Here is a 17,826-nt window from a genome sequence, read left to right on the forward strand (position 1 = left end):
ATACATGTGGTTAGTGGCCGTTAACGCGGTAGTAACCGGCGATGGGCTTGGATCGACATGAGGATACCGAAACCGGCCATCAAGGTCACGCTTGAGGTGCCACCGTAACTCACCAGAGGTAACGGGACCCCCACCACTGGCAATATGCCGCTGACCATTCCTACGTTGACGAACACATAGATAAAAAACGTCAAGATGATAGAGCCCGCCAAGAGACGCCCGAATGTATCTTGAGCATAGTTTGCCAGCCATAACCCACGGCTGACGATCATTACGTAAAGCGCGAGCAGTAACAGCATTCCCACCAGGCCGAATTCTTCACCAAGCACCGCGATGATGAAATCAGTATGACGCTCGGGCAAAAACTCCAGCTGCGATTGCGTACCCTCCAGCCAACCTTTGCCCAACAGGCCACCGCTGCCGATCGCCGTGGTCGATTGCATGATATTCCAACCGGATCCTAGAGGATCGCTTTCCGGATTGAGAAACGTCAATACCCGTTGGCGCTGGTAGTTATGCATATTCATCCACAGCACCGGCAAGGCGGCCCCGGCCATCGCCATGGCAAACATGATCAGTTTCCAGGAAAGCCCGGCGAGCACTATCACAATCACTGCCGCACTGGTGACCAACAATGACGTACCCAAGTCGGGTTGAGTGGCGATCAGCACCACCGGCACGGCAATCAATATGGCGCATACAGCCAGATCACGCAGGCGGGGCGGCAACTGGCGGCGGCTCAAGTACGCCGCGACCATCATAGGTACCGCCAGTTTCATCATTTCCGAAGGTTGAAAGCGAATAACACCGGGAATCACCAGCCAGCGCTTGGCGCCCATTCCCACGTCACCGAACAATTCAACGGCAACCAGCATGGCCAGCCCGACCCCATAGGCAAGCGGCGCCCAACGTAAAAAGGTAACCACGGAGAATTGAGCCAACACCGCCATCACCACCAAGGCAACGCCAAAGCGGGTGCCTTGGGCAATCACCACGTCGATACTTTGACCCGAGGCGCTGTAAAGCACCAGCAAGCCAGCACCCATCAGCAGCAGTAGCATTCCCAGCAACCAGGGGTCGACATGCATACGCTCCCAAAGACTCTTGCGTCGGGCAATGCCACTGTCCGGGGGGCGCACAGAGTAACCGCGCCAGCGTCGCGTCAAATGCATAATGCTCATTTACAGTTCTCCCTCGAGCAAGGCGTCGAGGTTGAGCTGGCTGTCTTCCGGCTCAAGCAACCAGGCGTCGGTCATGGCGCGCGCCAGATGAGCGGCGTGGGTACTTCCTCCCCCGGCATTTTCAACTATCACCGCGACGGCAATCTGAGGGTCATCCAGAGGAGCAAACCCTATGAACAAAGCATGGTCGCGCAACCGCTCCCGAAGCTCGTCGGCATCATAGCGTTGATCCTTGCCCAGCGAGAACACCTGGGCGGTGCCAGACTTGCCTCCCATACGGTATTCAAGCCCTACCCCGGTACGGCGTGCCGTCCCTTCATTACCGCTAAGGACTTTTTCCATGCCATTGAAGATACGGTCCCACCAATCGGTATTACTAAGCTCGATATCAGCTAACGTATGCGGCAATTCAAGCGGCATCGTCGTATCGCCGACTCGTCGAGCCAGGCGCGGCTTGACCCACTGGCCGCGATTGGCAAGTGTCGCGGTGGCACTGGCTAATTGCAGCGGGGTCACTTGCCAATAGCCTTGGCCGATGCCTACCGATAATGTTTCTCCGGGATACCATGGCTGACTGAAACGTGCTCGCTTCCACTCGCGGGAGGGCATCAGCGCTGCACTTTCGCCCTGGACATCATGGGCGACCTGTTGGCCAAAACCAAAGGCTCGCATGTTCTCGTGCAAGCGATCGATGCCCAGGTCATGGGCCAAGGTGTAATAGTAGGTGTTATTGGAGACTGCAAGTGAGCGTTCCATGTCCACCCGGCCATGCCCCCAGCGCAGCCAGTTTCGATAACGCCTTGAATCATTGGGCAATTGGTAATAACCGGGGTCGTGTATAGGACGGTCCGGCGTAATGACGCCTTCCGCCAAGCCGGCCATTGCCAGAAATGGCTTGATTGTGGAGCCCGGTGGGTAGCGACCGCGAATGGCACGGTTGAATAACGGCAGATCAAGGTCTTGCTGCAAGGCGCGATAGGAGGCAACGTCTATCCCGGTAACGAACTGGTTACTGTCAAAGCCCGGCGCTGAAGCTAGCGCCAATATTTCGCCACTCTGCGGGGCCAGTGCCACGATCGAGCCACGCCGGCCATCAAGCAACTCATAGGCCAGTTTCTGAAGCGATTTATCCAGGGTTAACGTCAGATTTTTTCCCGGCACCGGGGCCGTTCGGCTCAGCTCACGTAACACACGGCCTCGCGCATTGGCTTCCACCTTGCGCAGCCCCGCCTCGCCGTGTAACGCATCTTCATAGAAACGCTCAATACCGGTTTTACCGATGAAGTGGGTCCCTGCATAACGCCCCGGATCCAGCACTTTGAGTTCGTCGGTATTGATCCGTCCCACATAGCCCAAGGCATGGGCCATGATCTCGGCATCCGGATAGTAACGCAGTAACTGGGCCTCCACTTCCACCCCAGGCAAGCGATGGCGATTGACCGCTAGACGGGCAATCTGATCTTCGTTCAGATCACCGGTCAACAGCGCCGGTTGAAACGGTCGTTGGCGCTGGCGTGAACGAACGTGAAACGCTGCGACTTCTTCCTCGGAAAGCTCCAGCAATTCCACCAACAGCTCAAGCGTGGCATCCAGATCCTCCACTCGCTCGCGTACCAGCGTCAAATTATAGGTAGGGCGGTTTTCCGCCAACAAGACACCGTTACGGTCGTATATCAATCCACGGGTAGGCGGCAGCGGCTCGATACGTACACGATTGCTTTCCGAACGCGTGCTGTACATATCGTGTTGCACCACCTGCAGATAGGCCAGGCGGGCCGTCAACAGGCCGGTCAACACTGTCACCACCAGCACTGCCAGCAACGAACGCATCCGGAAGATGCGCTGCTCCTGCTCTGGATTTTTCAGCGTGTCACGACGCTCACGCATGACGGCAAGCCAACCTCGATGAGATAGTCAAATATAGGCAAACGGGTAATTTAACGATGGTAGGGATGGCCGACCAGCAATGTCCAGGCACGATAAAGTTGTTCGGCCAACATGATCCTGACCAGCGGGTGCGGTAACGTCAACGACGACAACGACCAATGCTGATCCGCTTGAGTGGAAAGTTCAGGCGCTAAACCATCCGGCCCTCCCACCAGCAATACAACGTCACGCCCTTGCATCCGCCACTCGCCCGCTTCTCGAGCCAGCTGCTCAGTGCTCCAGGGTTTCCCCTTTACTTCCAGCGCCACGCAGTGCTCATTACCGCGTAATTTGTCACGGATACGCCCGGCTTCTTGATTGACAGCTCGAGGAATGTCGGCATTCTTGCCCCGCTGCCCCAGCGCGATTTCTTCAATTTCCAGGCTAAAATCCCGTGGCAACCGTTTGCGGTAAGTCTCGACGCCCTCATCTACCCAAGCGGGCATACGGGTACCCACCGCCAACAAGCGAATCTTCATCAGGTCGGCGTCTGTTCCAGCGCGGCTAGTGAGCTATCCGCGGGCAGATCCGCCCATAACCGTTCCAGGTCATACAGCTGGCGCGCTTCTGGAAGCATGATGTGAACCACGATATCCCCCAGATCGACCAAGACCCAATCTGCATTAGGCCCGCCTTCCACGCCCTTGGGCCGCAGCCCTTGCTCCTTGGCCTTTTCCACCACGTTTTCAGCCAGTGCGGCGACATGACGGGTAGAGGTACCACTGGCAATCACCATCAAATCGGTAACATCGGTAAGGCTGGAAACATCCAGCTGCGAGACATCTCGCGCCTTGAGTTCTTCCAGCGCATCAATCGCTAATAACTTGAGTGTTTCGATGTGCATAACTCCTGAATTACAACCCCTGAGATAACTGACAGAATCGAGCCGGCCATTGTAACGGCTTATGGCGTGGCTGCCAGCGCTATCGACGGTTTAGCCGTTCCGATCGACAATTTATTCATCTCGATACAGCGCTTTCTGGATGATCAGTCGTTCGACGGCTTCCGGCACCAGGTAACGCACACTTTGGCTTGCGGCCAGTCGATGCCGAATGCCGGTTGCCGAAATCGCCATGCGCGAGGGCAAGCTCAAACGTAACAGGCTCCCTTTAGCACGCTTCATCAATTCCGACACACTATCGACTTCCCTTTCACCCAGCAGTTCCCTCAAACCCTCAGGAAGAGGATCGTTGTAGCCGGGGCGATCGATCACCACCACATGCGCCAGCTCGAACAGACGTTGCGGCGCATGCCATTGAGCCAGCTTGAGAAAGGCATCATGGCCTACTACCATCACCAACCTTGCCTGGTCGCCATACTGGTCACGCAATTCAGCCAGCGTATCGGCACTGTAAGAAGGCCCGGCCCGGCGCAGCTCACGATCATCCGCCACCAACCCCGGCGTATCCCCGATGCCCGCCTGCAACAACGCCAGGCGTGTTTGGGGGGCCACCCGAGGTTCGCCGCGCAGTGGAGGCTGCGGGGCGGGTATCATGTGCAACCGTTCAAGCCCCAGCGCTTCGTGAAGTTCTACGGCGCTGCGTAAATGACCCAGATGCACCGGGTCGAATGTCCCCCCCAGCATGCCGATACGCTGAAAGGTCGGCTGACAGCTATTCATGGGCATTCCTGACTATTGACGTACCTGGCCATCACCGAACACCACGTATTTCTGTGTGGTCAAGCCTTGCAGGCCTACCGGTCCTCGGGCGTGCAGTTTATCCGTGGAAATACCGATTTCCGCGCCTAGGCCATATTCGAAGCCATCGGCAAAACGAGTCGAAGCGTTGACGATCACTGAACTGGAATCCACTTCCGCCATGAAGCGCCGGGCAAGCCCGTAATGGTCGGTGACGATGGCATCGGTATGATGGGAACCGTAACGCTCGATATGCACCATCGCCGCATCGATACCATCGACCACCTTGACCGCCAATATTGGCGCCAGGTATTCGGCATGCCAGTCGTCTTCCGTGGCCACGCCCACATCGGGCAAGATGGCTCGGGTACGTTCGCAGCCACGCAGCTCCACGTGATGGTCGGCATAGGCTGCAGCCAGGGCAGGCAGCATATCATCGGCAATCGAGGCATCCAGCAACAGCGTTTCCATGGTATTGCAGGTGCCATAACGGTGGGTCTTGGCGTTCACCGCAATTGCCATGGCTTTGGCCTTGTCCGCCGTGGCATCGATGTAAACATGACAGACACCGTCCAGGTGCTTGATCACCGGCACCCGGGCATCACGCGAAACACGTTCGATCAATGACTTGCCGCCACGCGGAATAATCACATCGACGAATTCAGGCATGCTGATCAATTCGCCCACTGCGGCACGATCGGTAGTCGCCACCACCTGAACAGAGCTTTCCGCTAAACCGGCATCCACAAGGCCGGCCTGAATGCAGGCACCGATAGCCGCATTGGAATCACAGGCTTCCGAGCCACCGCGCAGAATACAGGCATTTCCGGATTTCAGGCACAGGCTGGCCGCTTCCATGGTCACGTTTGGCCGAGACTCGTAGATGATGCCGATAACGCCCAAGGGGACCCGCATCTTGCCGACTTGAATGCCGCTGGGGCGCGATTGCAAACCATCGATTTCACCCACCGGGTCAGGCAAGGCCGTCACCTGACGCAGCCCTTCCAGCATGGCATCGATGCGCGTGTCATCAAGCACCAAGCGGTCAAGGAGGGCTGCGTCCAAGCCATTTTCCCGGCCACGCTGCATATCACGCGCATTCGCAGCCAGCACCGTCTGGCGCGCTTGGTCAAGTTGCTCGGCCATGGCCAACAAGGCGGCATTCTTGGTGCCTGTATCGCACCGACGCAGGGTGGATGCTGCCTTACGGGCCGCCTGGCCAACTGAGTGCATATACGTGGCCACTTCCACCGATGCGGCTTCATTGGCTTCATACTCTTTCGATGATATTGGAACGCTCATGCCCTCTCCGTGCGTGGTTACGCCTAAACAAGTAAAGTGATATACGTCAGCATACGGTATCCTTAGGCTCGCTGCGTTATCAGGATACTTTCACAATGCCGGCATGGCGTAGCTGACCAGCAGCATCATAAAGCGTTACCTCAACGCATCGCCCATTATCGCAAATACGTCAGCACTAACAATCATCTCAACGAATAGTAAGGCACCATGCAGAGCAAGTACAAAATCAGCCTGCTGCGCGGCAATCTGCTTGCCGCCGCGGCGACCATGGCTTTCTGGACCCAGACCGCGATGCCTCAGGCGGCAGCTTTATTGTGGCTGAGCGTGGGCTGGTTGCTGGTGATGGCATTACTGCTCGAATTCAGCCATCGCCGCTCTCGGGGATTACCTTGGCAGCTTTTCCCGGGCCTTCTACTGATGGCATTGATCAGCGTTGCACCGGAGCGACATGCGATATTGGTATGGGCCTGGGTCGCCATATTGATGCTACCCCAGCCTACCTGGGCATTAGCCTTTAATCTCGGGGCCGCTTCCATCAGTCTATTGATCGTCAAGCCCACCCTTGGCATTCCCACTTGGGCACTGTTGGTAGCATCGCTGGGTGTATTGACGCTACTGGCTCTCTCTCGAGCTCGCCAGATGACGAACATGAATGGCGCGATTCGTCAACGCTTGCGCTTGATTCCAGGCTACAACCTTTGGCCCGGCGAACAGCTACTGCGCGACCTGCCTCGTGAACAGGTTCGCTGTGAGCGAGAAAGCGTGCATGGTGAGTTGTTAGTGCTACAAGTCAAACGTCATCAACTATGGTCCATTGCACGCAAGCTAAGCGAGCTAACCTATGATTTCGAAAATGTCTACCGGCTGGATGGCACCACGCTTGCTACCTTATTGCTGGCACCTTCGCCCCAGGAAGCTGCAACGCGACGTATTCTTTTACTTGCCCCCTTACCCGACACGATAGTAAGTCAACGCTACCCTCTGATGGAGGTAGAGCCGCAATCCTTGAGCCTGGCATCATTATGTCAAGCATCTCTTCTCCTCTCGTCGGCACCTTCGGCAGAGGATATATTATGACCCAACACCGCTTTTCCGGGCGTCTGATGACCCTGGCCTATTGCCTTAGTTTACTCTTGATAACCGTTTATACTCTCTGGCTTTACGCCATGGGTGAGTACCACCGATTATTGCTGCCCGCCTTCGTGACGCTGATCATGTTGGCTACCCTTCTGCTGCATCTAGGACAAGGATTGCAGGCGTATTCACCCCGGGTGCTGGCGCTCGGTTGCACTTTCCTGCTGGTGATCTTCGCTCTGCATCAACGCCCCGAGACCACCATCATCTGGGTAGGCTTGCCCATCACCGCTACCTTTCTGCTGCTACCGCTATGGGCGGCCTTTATCATCAGTTTGGGCATGATCCCGGTCTGGTACTGGTTACCGCTGGGTTCACAGTTAGGCTGGGATACGGCTTGGGGTTATCTGACGCTGGTGTTACTGCTGGCCTTGCCACGTGGTGAGCACGTACGCCGCCGAGCGTTACTGCGCGCTACCGACCCAAACGACAGTGAATGTGATGCGTTTCATATAGACACACTCAATGAACGCTTACGCAGCGAATATCAACGCGCCACCATGCTGAACCAGCAGCTCGCCGTCCTGGTCATTCTCCTTCCGCAACTGGACATGGCCGGTGAGCAATTTGGCAATCGTGCTCGCCTGGCCTTGCTCGAGGCTTTATGTACGGATGTGTACGGCAGTTGTCGTGAACATGATATTCTCGGCCGAGCCGGCCCCACCACCTTCTGGCTGGTATTACCAGACACCAGCGAAAGTGGCGCACTGCTGGTGCGGGAACGCCTGCAACACTCGCTTTCACAGCGAGTACTGGTGGAAACCGGACCGCTTGAGGTGCGTATCGCCGCCTGCTTACCTTCTCGGCAGGAGCTGTTTGAGCGCTACCTGAAACGACTTCAAGCGCGTGCCGACGCTCTTATTGAACACACTTGATACGTTAACCCTCCTTTTCTGACTCACCCATTCAAGGAAACCGCCTGTGTCGCTTGCCGATGCGCTGTATCAACTCACCCCATCCCCTGCTTTATTATTACTGCTGCTGCTATTGATTGCGCTGGTGGAATCGCTGGCGTTGGTGGGGCTACTGGTCCCCGGCGTGGTGCTGATAACTGCTGCCGCTTCACTGGCAGGCCATCAGGAATTGGCCTTGGCCTGGGTTATCGGCGTGGCGTTCATTGGCGCGGTGATCGGCGATGGTGCAAGCTTCGGCCTGGGATATCTTCAGCGTGAAAGGGTCACTCGATTATGGCCGCTTTCGCACCATCCGGAATGGTTGGCGCGCGGGGCACGTTTCTTTCAGCGTTACGGCCCCTTTTCAGTGTTTTTCGGTCGTTTCATAGGGCCAGTGCGCCCGGTGATTCCCCTGATTGCCGGGATGCTGCACATGCGGCCTCTCACTTTTATCTGGGCCAACCTGGCCTCGGCAGCCCTTTGGGCGCCGGCTTACGTCTTGCCAGGCTATTTGCTCGGGCGTACCTGGAAACAATTACTGGACTTCCCTCCAGGATTTGAAACCTGGCTGATCACGTTCGCCCTGATCGTGGTGGGGCTGGCTGTGGTATTTTCCTGGGGCCGTGCACAATTGGCGCGGGAGGGGCGCCTGTATCGTCTGATGGCGGGCGTTGCCCGCAGGGCACCGTTGCTGCGTCGCCCCTGGCTCGCCATGAGCCACAGCGGCGAAGTACCCTTGGCTTCTACGCTATTGCTGGTGGTTTCTCTCGGCGCCCTCTCGGGCTGGACATTATTGGTGATTTCCCACCATGGCCCCATGCCCATGGATACTCAGCTGCAACAGCTGGTGATGGCACTGCAAACACCTTTTTTGACTCAGCTAAGCCAAATCATGGCGAGCATCGGTGACAAGTACGGTGTTCTGGCACTCTTTCTTCCCTGGGGACTATGGTTACTGGCCAGACGCCACATCGCCGCTCTGTTGCACTGGCTAGCCGCACTGGGCGGCATTGCCCTATTGAACACTTGGGGCAAGAACTTCTTTGCAAGACCGCGCCCCGAAACGCCCGATTACCTGACAGGCTCGCTAGCCTACCCCAGCGCACATAGCTCCACAGCCGTGGTGCTTTTCGGCCTGGCGGCAGCGTTCATCGCCGCGGAACTGCCTCACCACAAGCGTTTCTGGATATATTGGGTGGCACTGGCGCTGGTCTTGCCGATGGCACTTTCCCGCCTGGTGCTGGGCGTGCACTGGTTCAGTGACTTGGTGGGCGGCGCCCTGCTGGGGTTAGTGGTCTGCGCCTTGGTGCAGCTCAACTGGCAAAGCCGCCCCCGCCGATCGCTTAGCCCCTGCCCTTGGCAGGCATTGACGGTGGCGTCCCTGGTGCTGGTAAGCGCCCGGGTAGTGTTGCTGTCGCCGGTTTAACGCCCTAGCCCAGCGCCAGCCATAATCCGACCCCTACCATCAAGGCCCCGGCGATACGGTTGAGCAGGCGAACGTTGCTGCTTTCCCCCAATAGCTTGCGCAAGGTACTTCCACCCGTCGCGTATACCAGCATACTGAAAAATTCTATGGTCAGGATTACGCCGATCAATACCACCAATTGCTTGGCCAGCGGCCGTGAAGCGTCGAGAAAAGGCGGCAGCAATACCATGAAGAATGCCCACCCCTTGGGGTTGGCCACGGCGGTAAGAAAGCCTTGCAAGGCAAGTTGAACGCGCCCGGCGGGAGCGGCAACCTCTACCTCCAGCGGGATCGCCATGCGCCCGCGCGAGCGCCACATCATTACCCCGAGATAACCCAGATAAGCCCCGCCCACCCACTTGAACAAAGCAAACAGTTCCGGCTGACGCAACATCAATGCCGCCACACCGGCACCGGCCGCCGTGGCCACCAACCCTACCCCGGCCAGCTCACCGATCATCATCCATAAGGTCCGTTTGACCCCTTGCGTCATGCCAAGCACCATCGCCAGGGTCATGCACATGCCCGGGGTCAGCGACACCAACAGGAACGTCGGCACGAACACAGTCACCATCGCCCAGGACATCATGAGCGTGGCACCGAACCAGCCGTTTCGCCCCAGCGTGGCATCAAGGCATGCTGAATGCCTAACTGGTTGAGGATTCTGGCGACGATAAAATCGATCAGGTCATCCACACCTTGAGGACGATGATAGAAACCGGGTGCTGCAGGCAGAATCACCACGCCCAAGCGGCTCAAGGTCAGCATGTGCTCCAGATGAATCGCCGAAAACGGCGTCTCTCGCGGTACCATGATCAGCTGACGTCGCTCCTTGATCGCCACATCAGCAGCACGTTCGATCAGGTTATTGCTTGCACCGCAGGCCACCGCGGAAAGCGTGCCCGTCGAGCAAGGACACACCACCATGGCTGAAGAAGCTCCCGACCCCGAAGCCACCGGCGCCATCCAGTCTTCTCGACCGAAACAACGGATCTGTCCTGCTGCAGCGTTACTGCGCTCAGACAGTGCTTGAGCCAGCCGCTCGGGCTGTGCAGGCAGCGATATCTCCATTTCGGTGGCAATCACCATGTGCGCAGCCTTGGAGATCATTACCCAGACTTCATGGCCGGATGCCACCAGTATGTCGATCAAACGCAGGCCGTACTGGGCGCCGGAGGCACCGGTCAAGGCGACCGTGATCGGTGGGCGGAAGCCAGTACTTATGCCAGCACCTGAAACAGCGCTGGGGCTGGAGCCGGAGCTTGAAACAGAATCAATGGTCATGCGTGTCCTTATAACGAGTCCTCAGTGCCTGCAGCAATAATTCATGGACGCCCCCGAAAGCGCCGTTGGACATCACCACGATACGGTCCAGCGGTTTGGCAGCCGCCGTCACTGCTACTACCAGTTCATTGATTTGATCATGCAATGCCGCCGCCTGAGTCTGTTGGGCAATGACATCCGCCAACGACCAGTCGAGCCCCGGTGGCTGATACCAGAACACTTGGTCGGCAAGCGCCACACTGCCACTCAGACGGTCACGCAGCGCGCCCAGACGCATCGTGTTGGAGCGTGGTTCGATGACCGCCAGCAGCCGCCCTTTCGGTGTCGCCGCGCGCAGTCCCTGCAAGGTGGCGGCTATCGCGGTGGGATGATGCGCGAAATCGTCGATCACCTGAATCCCGTTGACTTCGCCGCGTATTTCCTGGCGCCGCCGCGGGGTTTCAAAACGTGAAAGTGCCGCGCAGCCGCGCGCCAGGTCCACGCCGCAGGCATGCGCCGCCGCCAATGCCGCCAAGGCATTGCGTGCGTTGTGCTCGCCGGTCAATGACCAGTCCACCACCGCATCCTCGCCACCCCTGACGCTCTGGGCGCTCTCATGAATCACCTGAAAACGGCTGGCATCGTCACGCTCCAGCACCAATCGCCAAGAGCTTTGCGGCTGGGTACCGAAATGCTCGACAGGTGTCCAGACCCCCTGAGCCAGCACCCGCTCGAGTGCCGGCTGTTCATCGGCCACCAGCAACTTCCCGTTGCTCGGAACCGTTCGTACCAAATGATGAAATTGCCGTTCGATTGCCGCCAAATCCTCGAAGATATCGGCATGATCGAATTCCAGGTTATTGAGCACCGCGATGGTGGGTCGGTAATGCACGAACTTGGAACGCTTGTCGAAAAATGCCGTATCGTACTCATCGGCTTCCACAACAAAAGGACTGCCGGCTTCTCCCAGCCGCGCGGAAACCCCGAAGTTACGCGGCACTCCACCAATCAGAAAGCCGGGATTAAGCCCTGCCGATTCCAGCAACCAGGCAAGCAAGCTAGCCGTGGTGGTCTTGCCATGGGTACCCGCCAGAGCGATTACCTTGCGTCCCGGCAGCACTTTTTCCGCCAACCACTGCGGCCCGGAACTATATGCAAGGCCGCTGTTCAAAAGTGCTTCCACTTCGGGATTGCCCCTGGAAAGCGCATTACCCACCACGACCTGATCCGGCACAGGCACAAGGTTTTCCGCCTGGTAGCCTTCATGCAGAACGATACCCGCCTCAGCCAATTGCGTACTCATGGGGGGATAGACGTTGGCGTCAGAGCCACTGACTTCCAGGCCAAGTTCGCGTGCCAGTAATGCCAGGCTACCCATGAAGGTGCCGCAAATCCCGATGATATGAAGATGCATGAAGGTTAAACCCCTGACAACAGTCAAAAACAGCTTGGCAGCCTAGCATGACAAGCGGCTTTGCTCATCCATGGCAGTGACAATAGCAGCCAGTTGTTGCAGGATGCTCGACACATTATTTCCCTGTTTTTTACGATATTATTAAGGATGGCTTCATGAGAATCGTGATTCGTTACTTCTTTCGCGGCTTGCGCCTGGTGCTGGCACCGTTCATGTTAATTGCGGAAAAGCTTTCCACTCCGCAATCAGTCGAGCGTAGCGAAGAAGAGCAGGCCAAGGTCGATGCCGAATGTGAAAACCTTGCACTCTATCAATTTCGCACCTGCCCGTTCTGCATTAAAGTACGCAAGGAAATGGCGCGCCTGGGGCTTGATATCGAATTACGCGATGCCCAACTCGACCCTGAGCACAAGAAGGCACTACAGGAAGGCGGAGGCAGAGTCAAAGTACCCTGCCTGAAAATCAGCCATGCTGATGGTGATGGACAGGATCAATGGCTGTATGAATCCGACGATATCAATGCCTGGCTACACAAGCGTTTCGGCAAGCCGGCTTGATGATCAACCCCACGCCTTGAGGGCAAGGAAGAAGAAGCTAGCCAGCGCCGAATAACACTGACGCCGGAGGCTCAATGAGAGAATGGCTACCTGCACCCAGACGTAATCAGTCACAGGGAGAAGAAATCGCCAACAGCATCAGTCATGGCCTAGGCTTGGTTGCCGCTGTGGTGGGAACGCCTTTTCTCGTGAAACAGGCGGGGCTTCATGAAGACATCGGTTTCGTCATTGGCAGCTACGTTTTCGCCGCAAGCATGATACTTCTCTACCTGTCCTCCACCCTCTACCATGCGCTGCCCCAGGGACAATCAAAGCGAGTGTTTCGAGTCATCGAGCACTCCGCCATCTACCTGTTGATTGCCGGCACCTATACACCTTTTACGCTCGGGGTCCTGCAAGGTACCTGGGGCTGGTGGCTACTGGGAGCTGTCTGGATGCTTGCTCTTCTCGGCGTATTGCAAAAAGCCTTCAGCAAAGGCGCTCACCCCGTGGTTTCCACGGGTCTCTATCTGGCGATGGGATGGCTGATCGTCGTGGCGCTTGGACCCTTGGTGGAGAGCATGTCACCCTCGGGGCTTTCCTGGCTGGTCGCAGGCGGTCTCTCCTACACCTTGGGCGTGGTCTTCTTCGCCATGGACGCCCGGCTGCGCTACGGCCATTTTGTGTGGCATCTTTTCGTGATGCTGGGCACTCTGTGCCATTACTTCGCTATTTTGTGGCATGCAATATAAAACACGCTTTTTCATTGGCCACCGATCCTGAGCGCCTTTCGTACAGGCACCATATGGCAATACGACCGAAATCACTGGCCCCATGGAGACATAGATGGACGTGAACAACAGCCCCACCCCGCTTGATGCAAAAGTCCTTTTCGATATCGTCAACGATACAAGCTCTTCCGTTCTCACGGAGCTGGCCTGGCCGGAAGGCGACGTCACCCTGGATGTGGACAACAATACGCTGGTCTGGGAACTCAGCGACTACGGCAATCTCACCATTACCCTTTCGCGTAGCGAAAATGAATGGGTAGCGATGACACCGATCGCCCCTATGGCCAGCATCAAGGAACAAGCGGCTCTCAACGAAATTCTGTTGCGCCAAGGATTGATCCTGCCGCTCGCCTCCATCGGCATCACCGATATTGGCGGCCACGCTTATTACGTCGCTTATGGCCAGCTGTTCGGTGACTCCAAGCTTGAGTCCCTCTGTGCCGAACTTCACGCCACGGCCGGGGCGGCGATGGAAGTGGCAGGGCTTATCCAGGAGCATTTTGCCTGAGACCAGGCGTCGTCACTGAAATAATTATCAGTTATCTAACGGGTAAAATGAGGAATCAACATGTTGAACAAGTTACTGACGGCCTTTCGCGGCAAAGCGACCGAAACCGGCCAAGCCGTGGTCGATTCACAGGCATTGCGCATTCTCGATCAGGAAATTCGCGATTCAGAAGTCCAGCTGGGCAAATCCAAGACCGAATTGACGCGCCTGATGGGGCAACGGCAGCTCAATGCCAACAAGGCGAGCACCCTTGAAAGCAAGATCTCCCAACTGGAGCAAAGTGCCGCAGCCGCCTTGGATAAAGGCGAGGAAGAACTGGCCGTGGAAGTCGCCAACCGCATCGTGGCATTGCAGGATGACCTGGACGCGGAACGTGCCATCGTGACTGAGTATGACGCAAGCATTGAAAGCCTGCGCGGGGCCATTCGCGGCACCGAAAATCAGTTGCGCCAGTTCAAGCAGCAGGTCAGCGTGGTGAAAGCGACCGAATCGGCGCAGAAAGCCCAGTCCGCGGTTGCCGCTCGCCACTCCGGCCAGAACAGTGCGATGCACAGCGCCATGGAATCGCTCGACCGCATCAAGGAACGCCAGCAGCTCGACTCCGCCCAGATGAAAGCCGCCGATCAAATGGCCGCCGAAGAAAGCGGAAGCTCTCTCGAAGCGCGCCTGAAAGATGCCGGCATCGGGGCCACCAATCGCAAGACCGATGATGTACTGGCGCGCCTGAAAGCGAAAAGCAACAAGGGCTCGGCCCCCGAATAAGTCTCACCCATGACAGACCTGCCCTTTCGGGCAGGTCTTGAGTAATGTTGCGAAAAGGAAGGGCCGTGCCGATTTTCTTGCGCCTGATGAAAGCGCTACAGGCATCCACCATCAATGTCAGCTGGACGTTTCTGCTGATTGTCGTGCTTGGCCATGCCAGCTTGTCCTGGGCCATGATGGCGCTGGCAAGCGAGCCAATTGCTCAGAGCCTCGGCTTGTGGGTCTACTTCTACATAACCACGACCACAACGGTGGGTTACGGCGACTTCAGCCCCATCACCGGCGCCGGCCAATGGATCGCTGCACTGTGGCTCATCCCCGGCGGAATCATGCTCTTTGCCGCTTTTATCGGCAAGGCCACAGCAAACGTCAGCCAAGTTTGGAGGCATATCATGCAGGGGAAAGCCAACCACCAGGACCTTTCCGGCCATACGCTGATCATCGGCTGGCATGGCGAGCCGACGAAAAAGATTATCAATATCCTTCTGGAGGACCGCAACCTGCCGGACGACATCGTTCTGTGTGTGGTCAAGGATATCGACAATCCCATGCCCGGCACCGTCAAGTTTGTTAAAGGCGATAGCTTTTCCAGCCCCGAGTTACTGGCACGTGCGGGCGTCAAGGGAGCCAGTCGCATCATCATCTATGACGATGCCGACGAACGCGTGGCCACCATCGCTCTCTCGGTCTATGACCAGAAGCGCCCGGATTGTCATGTCGTGGCTCATTGCGACAACCACGCCACGGCCAACATGTTACGCCGCACCCTGCCGGGTATCGAATGCACCGAAGGACTTTCCATCGAAATGCTGGTGCGCTCGGCGACCGATGCAGGCATCAGTCGCGTCGTTAACGAGTTGCTAGCTATCAACCATGGAGCCACCCAGTATCAGATCCGTCTCCCCCAAGCGACGCCAGCCGTACGCTACGGCGACCTCATGAACGTGGCGAAAGCTCAGTACAACATCACCTTATTGGGCGCATGTCGATCGGGAACGCAAGACAGCCAACTGCTCAACCCGCCGTTCGATCATGTGCTCGCCACGGGCGATACCCTTTACTACATGGGAGATAAGCGCCTGTCCGAAAACGATATTCTCACATTGCTCAACCATGCCACCGCAGGAGCGGCGTAATGCTCAAGACGCTCAAAGCACTGCTTCGTTCAACGCAACAAGATACCAGAGCCGACAACTCAGCCATTACCGCCACGGGACTGCCACCGATGGTTTCTCTGGAGACCGTCGAAGGCTTGCGCCTGGATGGTCGGGTCAAGATCCAGCTGATCGGCTTACGTGCCCACGAGGATGCCCTCTTTGCCTGGGACGATGACAGCTACCACCATATCGCTGCCGTAGGGCATGTCGACCTGGGACAAGGTTCGCACCTGGTTCGCTTTTATCTGGACAACGATACCTGGCTGCAAGCCAATATCGAACACGGGCATGTCATCGAATACAAGCTCTTCGATTTCTACCGGGTTGCGCATGTCTCTGATAGTGAGTTCGATACCTTGGTCAACGGGGTCGAGAAAAAAGCCGATACATTGGGCGCCAATTGCGTCACCCTCACCGCCGCGCCGCCCGCGGAACGTAGCTGTGAATTCAACCGCGTTTGGGGTGCCCCCGACAGCCTCTGGTCAGCGCCGGTGGTCTTCGAGGAAAGCGTGACGACACTGGAAAGCCTCGTGCCCAGGCAGGTACGCCATCATGCCATGCTCTACGAACGCAACATCCAGGCTTCCGAACGTATGGAATACCTACTGATCAGTGCCGAGGATGACGGCCAGGGAAGCTTCATGGTGGTTTACAACCTGGGCGTGGATGTTGCTTCGGTGGATATCGACGCCCTCTAGTAACGCCCTCTTTACAGCATCATTTTCAGAACATGTTTTTTTAAACATTCCAAAAGGACCCACCGCATGGACAACATCGTACTTTACCTACAAGGTTTGCCGTTTTTCTTCGCCTATTTGTTCGGCGCCATCGTACTGCTGGCTGCGTTCATGTTTTGCTACAGCTTTATCACTCCCCACCATGAGTGGACGCTGATTCGTCAAGGCAATGCAGCGGCCGCAACGGCTTACGGTGGTTCTATCCTGGGTTTCACCATTCCGCTGTATAGCGCCATGGCTAACTCGATCAATTTCATCGATTTTCTGCTGTGGGGCATTGTCGCCTTTTTCGTGCAGTTGGCGACGTTCTTCGGTTTCAAGCTGTTCTTGCGCAAGCAGGGAGAGAGCCTGTCGCAGCATATTACCGAGGGGCACCACGCCTACGGCATTCTGGTAGCAACGGTCTCCATTTCGGTTGGCTTGCTCAACGCCGCTTCAATGACGTGGTAAGGAGAGAGGACATGTCGACCCAAGATCAAACACCAAGCTTGCCACGCCGCAAGCGCAGCGCTCGCTTATCACTCGCTCTGATGGGAGTGGGCGCCTTCGGTTTAACGGCCTGCAGCCCTGAGCCGGAAGAACAAATTACCGACGTTCGCTTCGACGAGCCCAAGGCGTTCCAGAGTGTAGAAGAGTGCGTTGCCGCCAACGTCTATACCCGCAATGCCTGTGAAGCCGCTTATGAAGCATCGCTTGAGGCAGTGCCACGCTTCGATTCTCTAGAAGCCTGTGAAGCCCAGCATGGCGAAGGCGCCTGCACAAAGCCGACCGAAGAACAGGCGCAGGCCGCTACCGGCAGCAGTGGCGGCGGCTGGTTCATGCCCGCAATGATGGGCTACATGGTCGGCAACATGATGTCGAACACCAACCGCGGACGTAGCATTGAGCGAGTCTACCAGGAACCGGTTTATCGCAACCGCCAGAACCAAGGCGACTGGAATGCCGCCACGAGAAATACCTCACAGCGAGTAGCGCGGCGCAATGAAGCTACCCGTACTGCTGTGCGCCAGACGGCAAGCACCCGAGCCACTCAGCGCAGCGGCTTCGGTTCCAGTTCCTCGACACGAGGCGGCTGGGGCTCTTGAGGCTTCAAGCCAAGCGTCAGCCGTTCCGGTTGA

General features: G+C 57.1%; 20 protein-coding genes. 11 read left to right on the top strand and 9 right to left on the bottom strand.

Annotated elements, in window-relative coordinates; genetic code table 11:
- Positions 1 to 20: 20 nt before the first annotated feature.
- The 6 genes from rodA to GPM19_RS09125 all read right to left on the bottom strand — a co-directional run bounded on the left by rodA (position 21) and on the right by GPM19_RS09125 (position 5,979).
- Complete coding sequence (gene rodA, locus GPM19_RS09100; protein ID WP_160418718.1) at positions 21 to 1,181, bottom strand: rod shape-determining protein RodA; 1,161 nt, start codon at positions 1,179 to 1,181, stop codon at positions 21 to 23.
- Positions 1,182 to 3,068, bottom strand: a complete 1,887-nt coding sequence (gene mrdA, locus GPM19_RS09105; protein ID WP_160418719.1) for a penicillin-binding protein 2 — start codon at positions 3,066 to 3,068, stop codon at positions 1,182 to 1,184. It abuts the gene before it with no gap.
- A gap of 50 nt (positions 3,069 to 3,118) precedes the next feature.
- Positions 3,119 to 3,586 (bottom strand): 23S rRNA (pseudouridine(1915)-N(3))-methyltransferase RlmH, encoded by a 468-nt coding sequence (gene rlmH, locus GPM19_RS09110; protein ID WP_160418720.1) that lies wholly within the window; start codon positions 3,584 to 3,586, stop codon positions 3,119 to 3,121.
- Complete coding sequence (gene rsfS / locus GPM19_RS09115; protein ID WP_160418721.1) at positions 3,586 to 3,951, bottom strand: ribosome silencing factor; 366 nt, start codon at positions 3,949 to 3,951, stop codon at positions 3,586 to 3,588. The genes rlmH and rsfS overlap by 1 nt, the downstream gene beginning before the upstream one ends.
- A gap of 111 nt (positions 3,952 to 4,062) precedes the next feature.
- Positions 4,063 to 4,728 carry a nicotinate-nucleotide adenylyltransferase gene (gene nadD, locus GPM19_RS09120; RefSeq protein WP_160418722.1) on the bottom strand — a complete coding sequence of 222 codons (666 nt, stop codon included), beginning with the start codon at positions 4,726 to 4,728 and terminating at the stop codon, positions 4,063 to 4,065.
- A 12-nt stretch (positions 4,729 to 4,740) separates the two neighbouring features.
- Positions 4,741 to 5,979, bottom strand: a complete 1,239-nt coding sequence (locus tag GPM19_RS09125; protein ID WP_371829357.1) for a glutamate-5-semialdehyde dehydrogenase — start codon at positions 5,977 to 5,979, stop codon at positions 4,741 to 4,743.
- A gap of 276 nt (positions 5,980 to 6,255) precedes the next feature.
- Here GPM19_RS09125 and GPM19_RS09130 point away from each other — a divergent pair, with 276 nt between their 5' ends.
- From GPM19_RS09130 to GPM19_RS09140, 3 genes are read left to right on the top strand one after another with little or no spacing between them, the layout of a single operon-like run.
- Complete coding sequence (locus tag GPM19_RS09130) at positions 6,256 to 7,125, top strand: hypothetical protein (RefSeq protein ID WP_160418724.1); 870 nt, start codon at positions 6,256 to 6,258, stop codon at positions 7,123 to 7,125.
- Positions 7,122 to 8,057, top strand: a complete 936-nt coding sequence (locus GPM19_RS09135) for a diguanylate cyclase domain-containing protein (protein ID WP_160418725.1) — start codon at positions 7,122 to 7,124, stop codon at positions 8,055 to 8,057. Before GPM19_RS09130 ends, GPM19_RS09135 begins: the two co-directional genes overlap by 4 nt.
- Positions 8,058 to 8,103: 46 nt before the next feature.
- Positions 8,104 to 9,501, top strand: a complete 1,398-nt coding sequence (locus tag GPM19_RS09140; protein WP_160418726.1) for a bifunctional DedA family/phosphatase PAP2 family protein — start codon at positions 8,104 to 8,106, stop codon at positions 9,499 to 9,501.
- 4 nt (positions 9,502 to 9,505) lie between these two features.
- On the opposite strand, the gene GPM19_RS09145 is transcribed toward GPM19_RS09140, so the two are convergent.
- Genes GPM19_RS09145 through mpl form a run of 3 tightly spaced genes read right to left on the bottom strand, consistent with a single transcriptional unit; the run spans position 9,506 to position 12,217 of the window.
- Complete coding sequence (locus GPM19_RS09145) at positions 9,506 to 10,129, bottom strand: LysE family translocator (protein WP_202114766.1); 624 nt, start codon at positions 10,127 to 10,129, stop codon at positions 9,506 to 9,508.
- Positions 10,126 to 10,824 (bottom strand): flavin prenyltransferase UbiX, encoded by a 699-nt coding sequence (locus tag GPM19_RS09150; protein WP_160418727.1) that lies wholly within the window; start codon positions 10,822 to 10,824, stop codon positions 10,126 to 10,128. The genes GPM19_RS09145 and GPM19_RS09150 overlap by 4 nt, the downstream gene beginning before the upstream one ends.
- Positions 10,814 to 12,217 carry a UDP-N-acetylmuramate:L-alanyl-gamma-D-glutamyl-meso-diaminopimelate ligase gene (gene mpl, locus GPM19_RS09155; protein ID WP_160418728.1) on the bottom strand — a complete coding sequence of 468 codons (1,404 nt, stop codon included), beginning with the start codon at positions 12,215 to 12,217 and terminating at the stop codon, positions 10,814 to 10,816. Before mpl ends, GPM19_RS09150 begins: the two co-directional genes overlap by 11 nt.
- 155 nt (positions 12,218 to 12,372) lie before the next feature.
- Between mpl and GPM19_RS09160 the strand changes: the two genes are divergently transcribed.
- From GPM19_RS09160 to GPM19_RS09195, 8 genes are all read left to right on the top strand, one after another.
- Complete coding sequence (locus GPM19_RS09160; RefSeq protein ID WP_160418729.1) at positions 12,373 to 12,774, top strand: glutaredoxin family protein; 402 nt, start codon at positions 12,373 to 12,375, stop codon at positions 12,772 to 12,774.
- A gap of 74 nt (positions 12,775 to 12,848) precedes the next feature.
- Positions 12,849 to 13,505: a PAQR family membrane homeostasis protein TrhA gene (gene trhA, locus GPM19_RS09165; RefSeq protein WP_160418730.1), complete on the top strand. Its 657-nt coding sequence runs from the start codon at positions 12,849 to 12,851 to the stop codon at positions 13,503 to 13,505.
- Between the two features lie 94 nt (positions 13,506 to 13,599).
- Positions 13,600 to 14,052, top strand: a complete 453-nt coding sequence (locus tag GPM19_RS09170) for a DUF2170 family protein (RefSeq protein WP_160418731.1) — start codon at positions 13,600 to 13,602, stop codon at positions 14,050 to 14,052.
- 60 nt (positions 14,053 to 14,112) lie between these two features.
- Positions 14,113 to 14,814, top strand: coding sequence for a PspA/IM30 family protein (locus tag GPM19_RS09175; RefSeq protein ID WP_160418732.1), 702 nt, complete (start codon positions 14,113 to 14,115; stop codon positions 14,812 to 14,814).
- Positions 14,815 to 14,879: 65 nt separating this feature from the next.
- Positions 14,880 to 15,950, top strand: a complete 1,071-nt coding sequence (locus GPM19_RS09180) for an ion channel (RefSeq protein ID WP_160418733.1) — start codon at positions 14,880 to 14,882, stop codon at positions 15,948 to 15,950.
- Positions 15,950 to 16,669: a DUF2491 family protein gene (locus GPM19_RS09185; protein ID WP_160418734.1), complete on the top strand. Its 720-nt coding sequence runs from the start codon at positions 15,950 to 15,952 to the stop codon at positions 16,667 to 16,669. Before GPM19_RS09180 ends, GPM19_RS09185 begins: the two co-directional genes overlap by 1 nt.
- Before the next feature lie 75 nt (positions 16,670 to 16,744).
- Positions 16,745 to 17,158, top strand: a complete 414-nt coding sequence (locus GPM19_RS09190; RefSeq protein ID WP_160418785.1) for a DUF350 domain-containing protein — start codon at positions 16,745 to 16,747, stop codon at positions 17,156 to 17,158.
- 11 nt (positions 17,159 to 17,169) lie between these two features.
- Positions 17,170 to 17,793: a DUF1190 domain-containing protein gene (locus GPM19_RS09195; protein ID WP_160418735.1), complete on the top strand. Its 624-nt coding sequence runs from the start codon at positions 17,170 to 17,172 to the stop codon at positions 17,791 to 17,793.
- Positions 17,794 to 17,826: the final 33 nt, after the last annotated feature.

It is taken from the genome of Vreelandella zhuhanensis, assembly GCF_009793355.1.
In the GTDB taxonomy this organism is placed as follows: domain Bacteria; phylum Pseudomonadota; class Gammaproteobacteria; order Pseudomonadales; family Halomonadaceae; genus Vreelandella; species Vreelandella zhuhanensis.

What these genes read in the sequence shown, in the direction of transcription:
- rodA (WP_160418718.1), bottom strand. Translation starts at nt 1,181, where the DNA reads ATGAGCATTATGCATTTGACGCGACGCTGGCGCGGTTACTCTGTGCGC.
- mrdA (WP_160418719.1), bottom strand. Translation starts at nt 3,068, where the DNA reads ATGCGTGAGCGTCGTGACACGCTGAAAAATCCAGAGCAGGAGCAGCGC.
- rlmH (WP_160418720.1), bottom strand. Translation starts at nt 3,586, where the DNA reads ATGAAGATTCGCTTGTTGGCGGTGGGTACCCGTATGCCCGCTTGGGTA.
- rsfS (WP_160418721.1), bottom strand. Translation starts at nt 3,951, where the DNA reads ATGCACATCGAAACACTCAAGTTATTAGCGATTGATGCGCTGGAAGAA.
- nadD (WP_160418722.1), bottom strand. Translation starts at nt 4,728, where the DNA reads ATGAATAGCTGTCAGCCGACCTTTCAGCGTATCGGCATGCTGGGGGGG.
- GPM19_RS09125 (WP_371829357.1), bottom strand. Translation starts at nt 5,979, where the DNA reads ATGCACTCAGTTGGCCAGGCGGCCCGTAAGGCAGCATCCACCCTGCGT.
- GPM19_RS09130 (WP_160418724.1), top strand. Translation starts at nt 6,256, where the DNA reads ATGCAGAGCAAGTACAAAATCAGCCTGCTGCGCGGCAATCTGCTTGCC.
- GPM19_RS09135 (WP_160418725.1), top strand. Translation starts at nt 7,122, where the DNA reads ATGACCCAACACCGCTTTTCCGGGCGTCTGATGACCCTGGCCTATTGC.
- GPM19_RS09145 (WP_202114766.1), bottom strand. Translation starts at nt 10,129, where the DNA reads ATGATGTCCTGGGCGATGGTGACTGTGTTCGTGCCGACGTTCCTGTTG.
- GPM19_RS09150 (WP_160418727.1), bottom strand. Translation starts at nt 10,824, where the DNA reads ATGACCATTGATTCTGTTTCAAGCTCCGGCTCCAGCCCCAGCGCTGTT.
- mpl (WP_160418728.1), bottom strand. Translation starts at nt 12,217, where the DNA reads ATGCATCTTCATATCATCGGGATTTGCGGCACCTTCATGGGTAGCCTG.
- GPM19_RS09160 (WP_160418729.1), top strand. Translation starts at nt 12,373, where the DNA reads ATGAGAATCGTGATTCGTTACTTCTTTCGCGGCTTGCGCCTGGTGCTG.
- trhA (WP_160418730.1), top strand. Translation starts at nt 12,849, where the DNA reads ATGAGAGAATGGCTACCTGCACCCAGACGTAATCAGTCACAGGGAGAA.
- GPM19_RS09170 (WP_160418731.1), top strand. Translation starts at nt 13,600, where the DNA reads ATGGACGTGAACAACAGCCCCACCCCGCTTGATGCAAAAGTCCTTTTC.
- GPM19_RS09175 (WP_160418732.1), top strand. Translation starts at nt 14,113, where the DNA reads ATGTTGAACAAGTTACTGACGGCCTTTCGCGGCAAAGCGACCGAAACC.
- GPM19_RS09185 (WP_160418734.1), top strand. Translation starts at nt 15,950, where the DNA reads ATGCTCAAGACGCTCAAAGCACTGCTTCGTTCAACGCAACAAGATACC.
- GPM19_RS09195 (WP_160418735.1), top strand. Translation starts at nt 17,170, where the DNA reads ATGTCGACCCAAGATCAAACACCAAGCTTGCCACGCCGCAAGCGCAGC.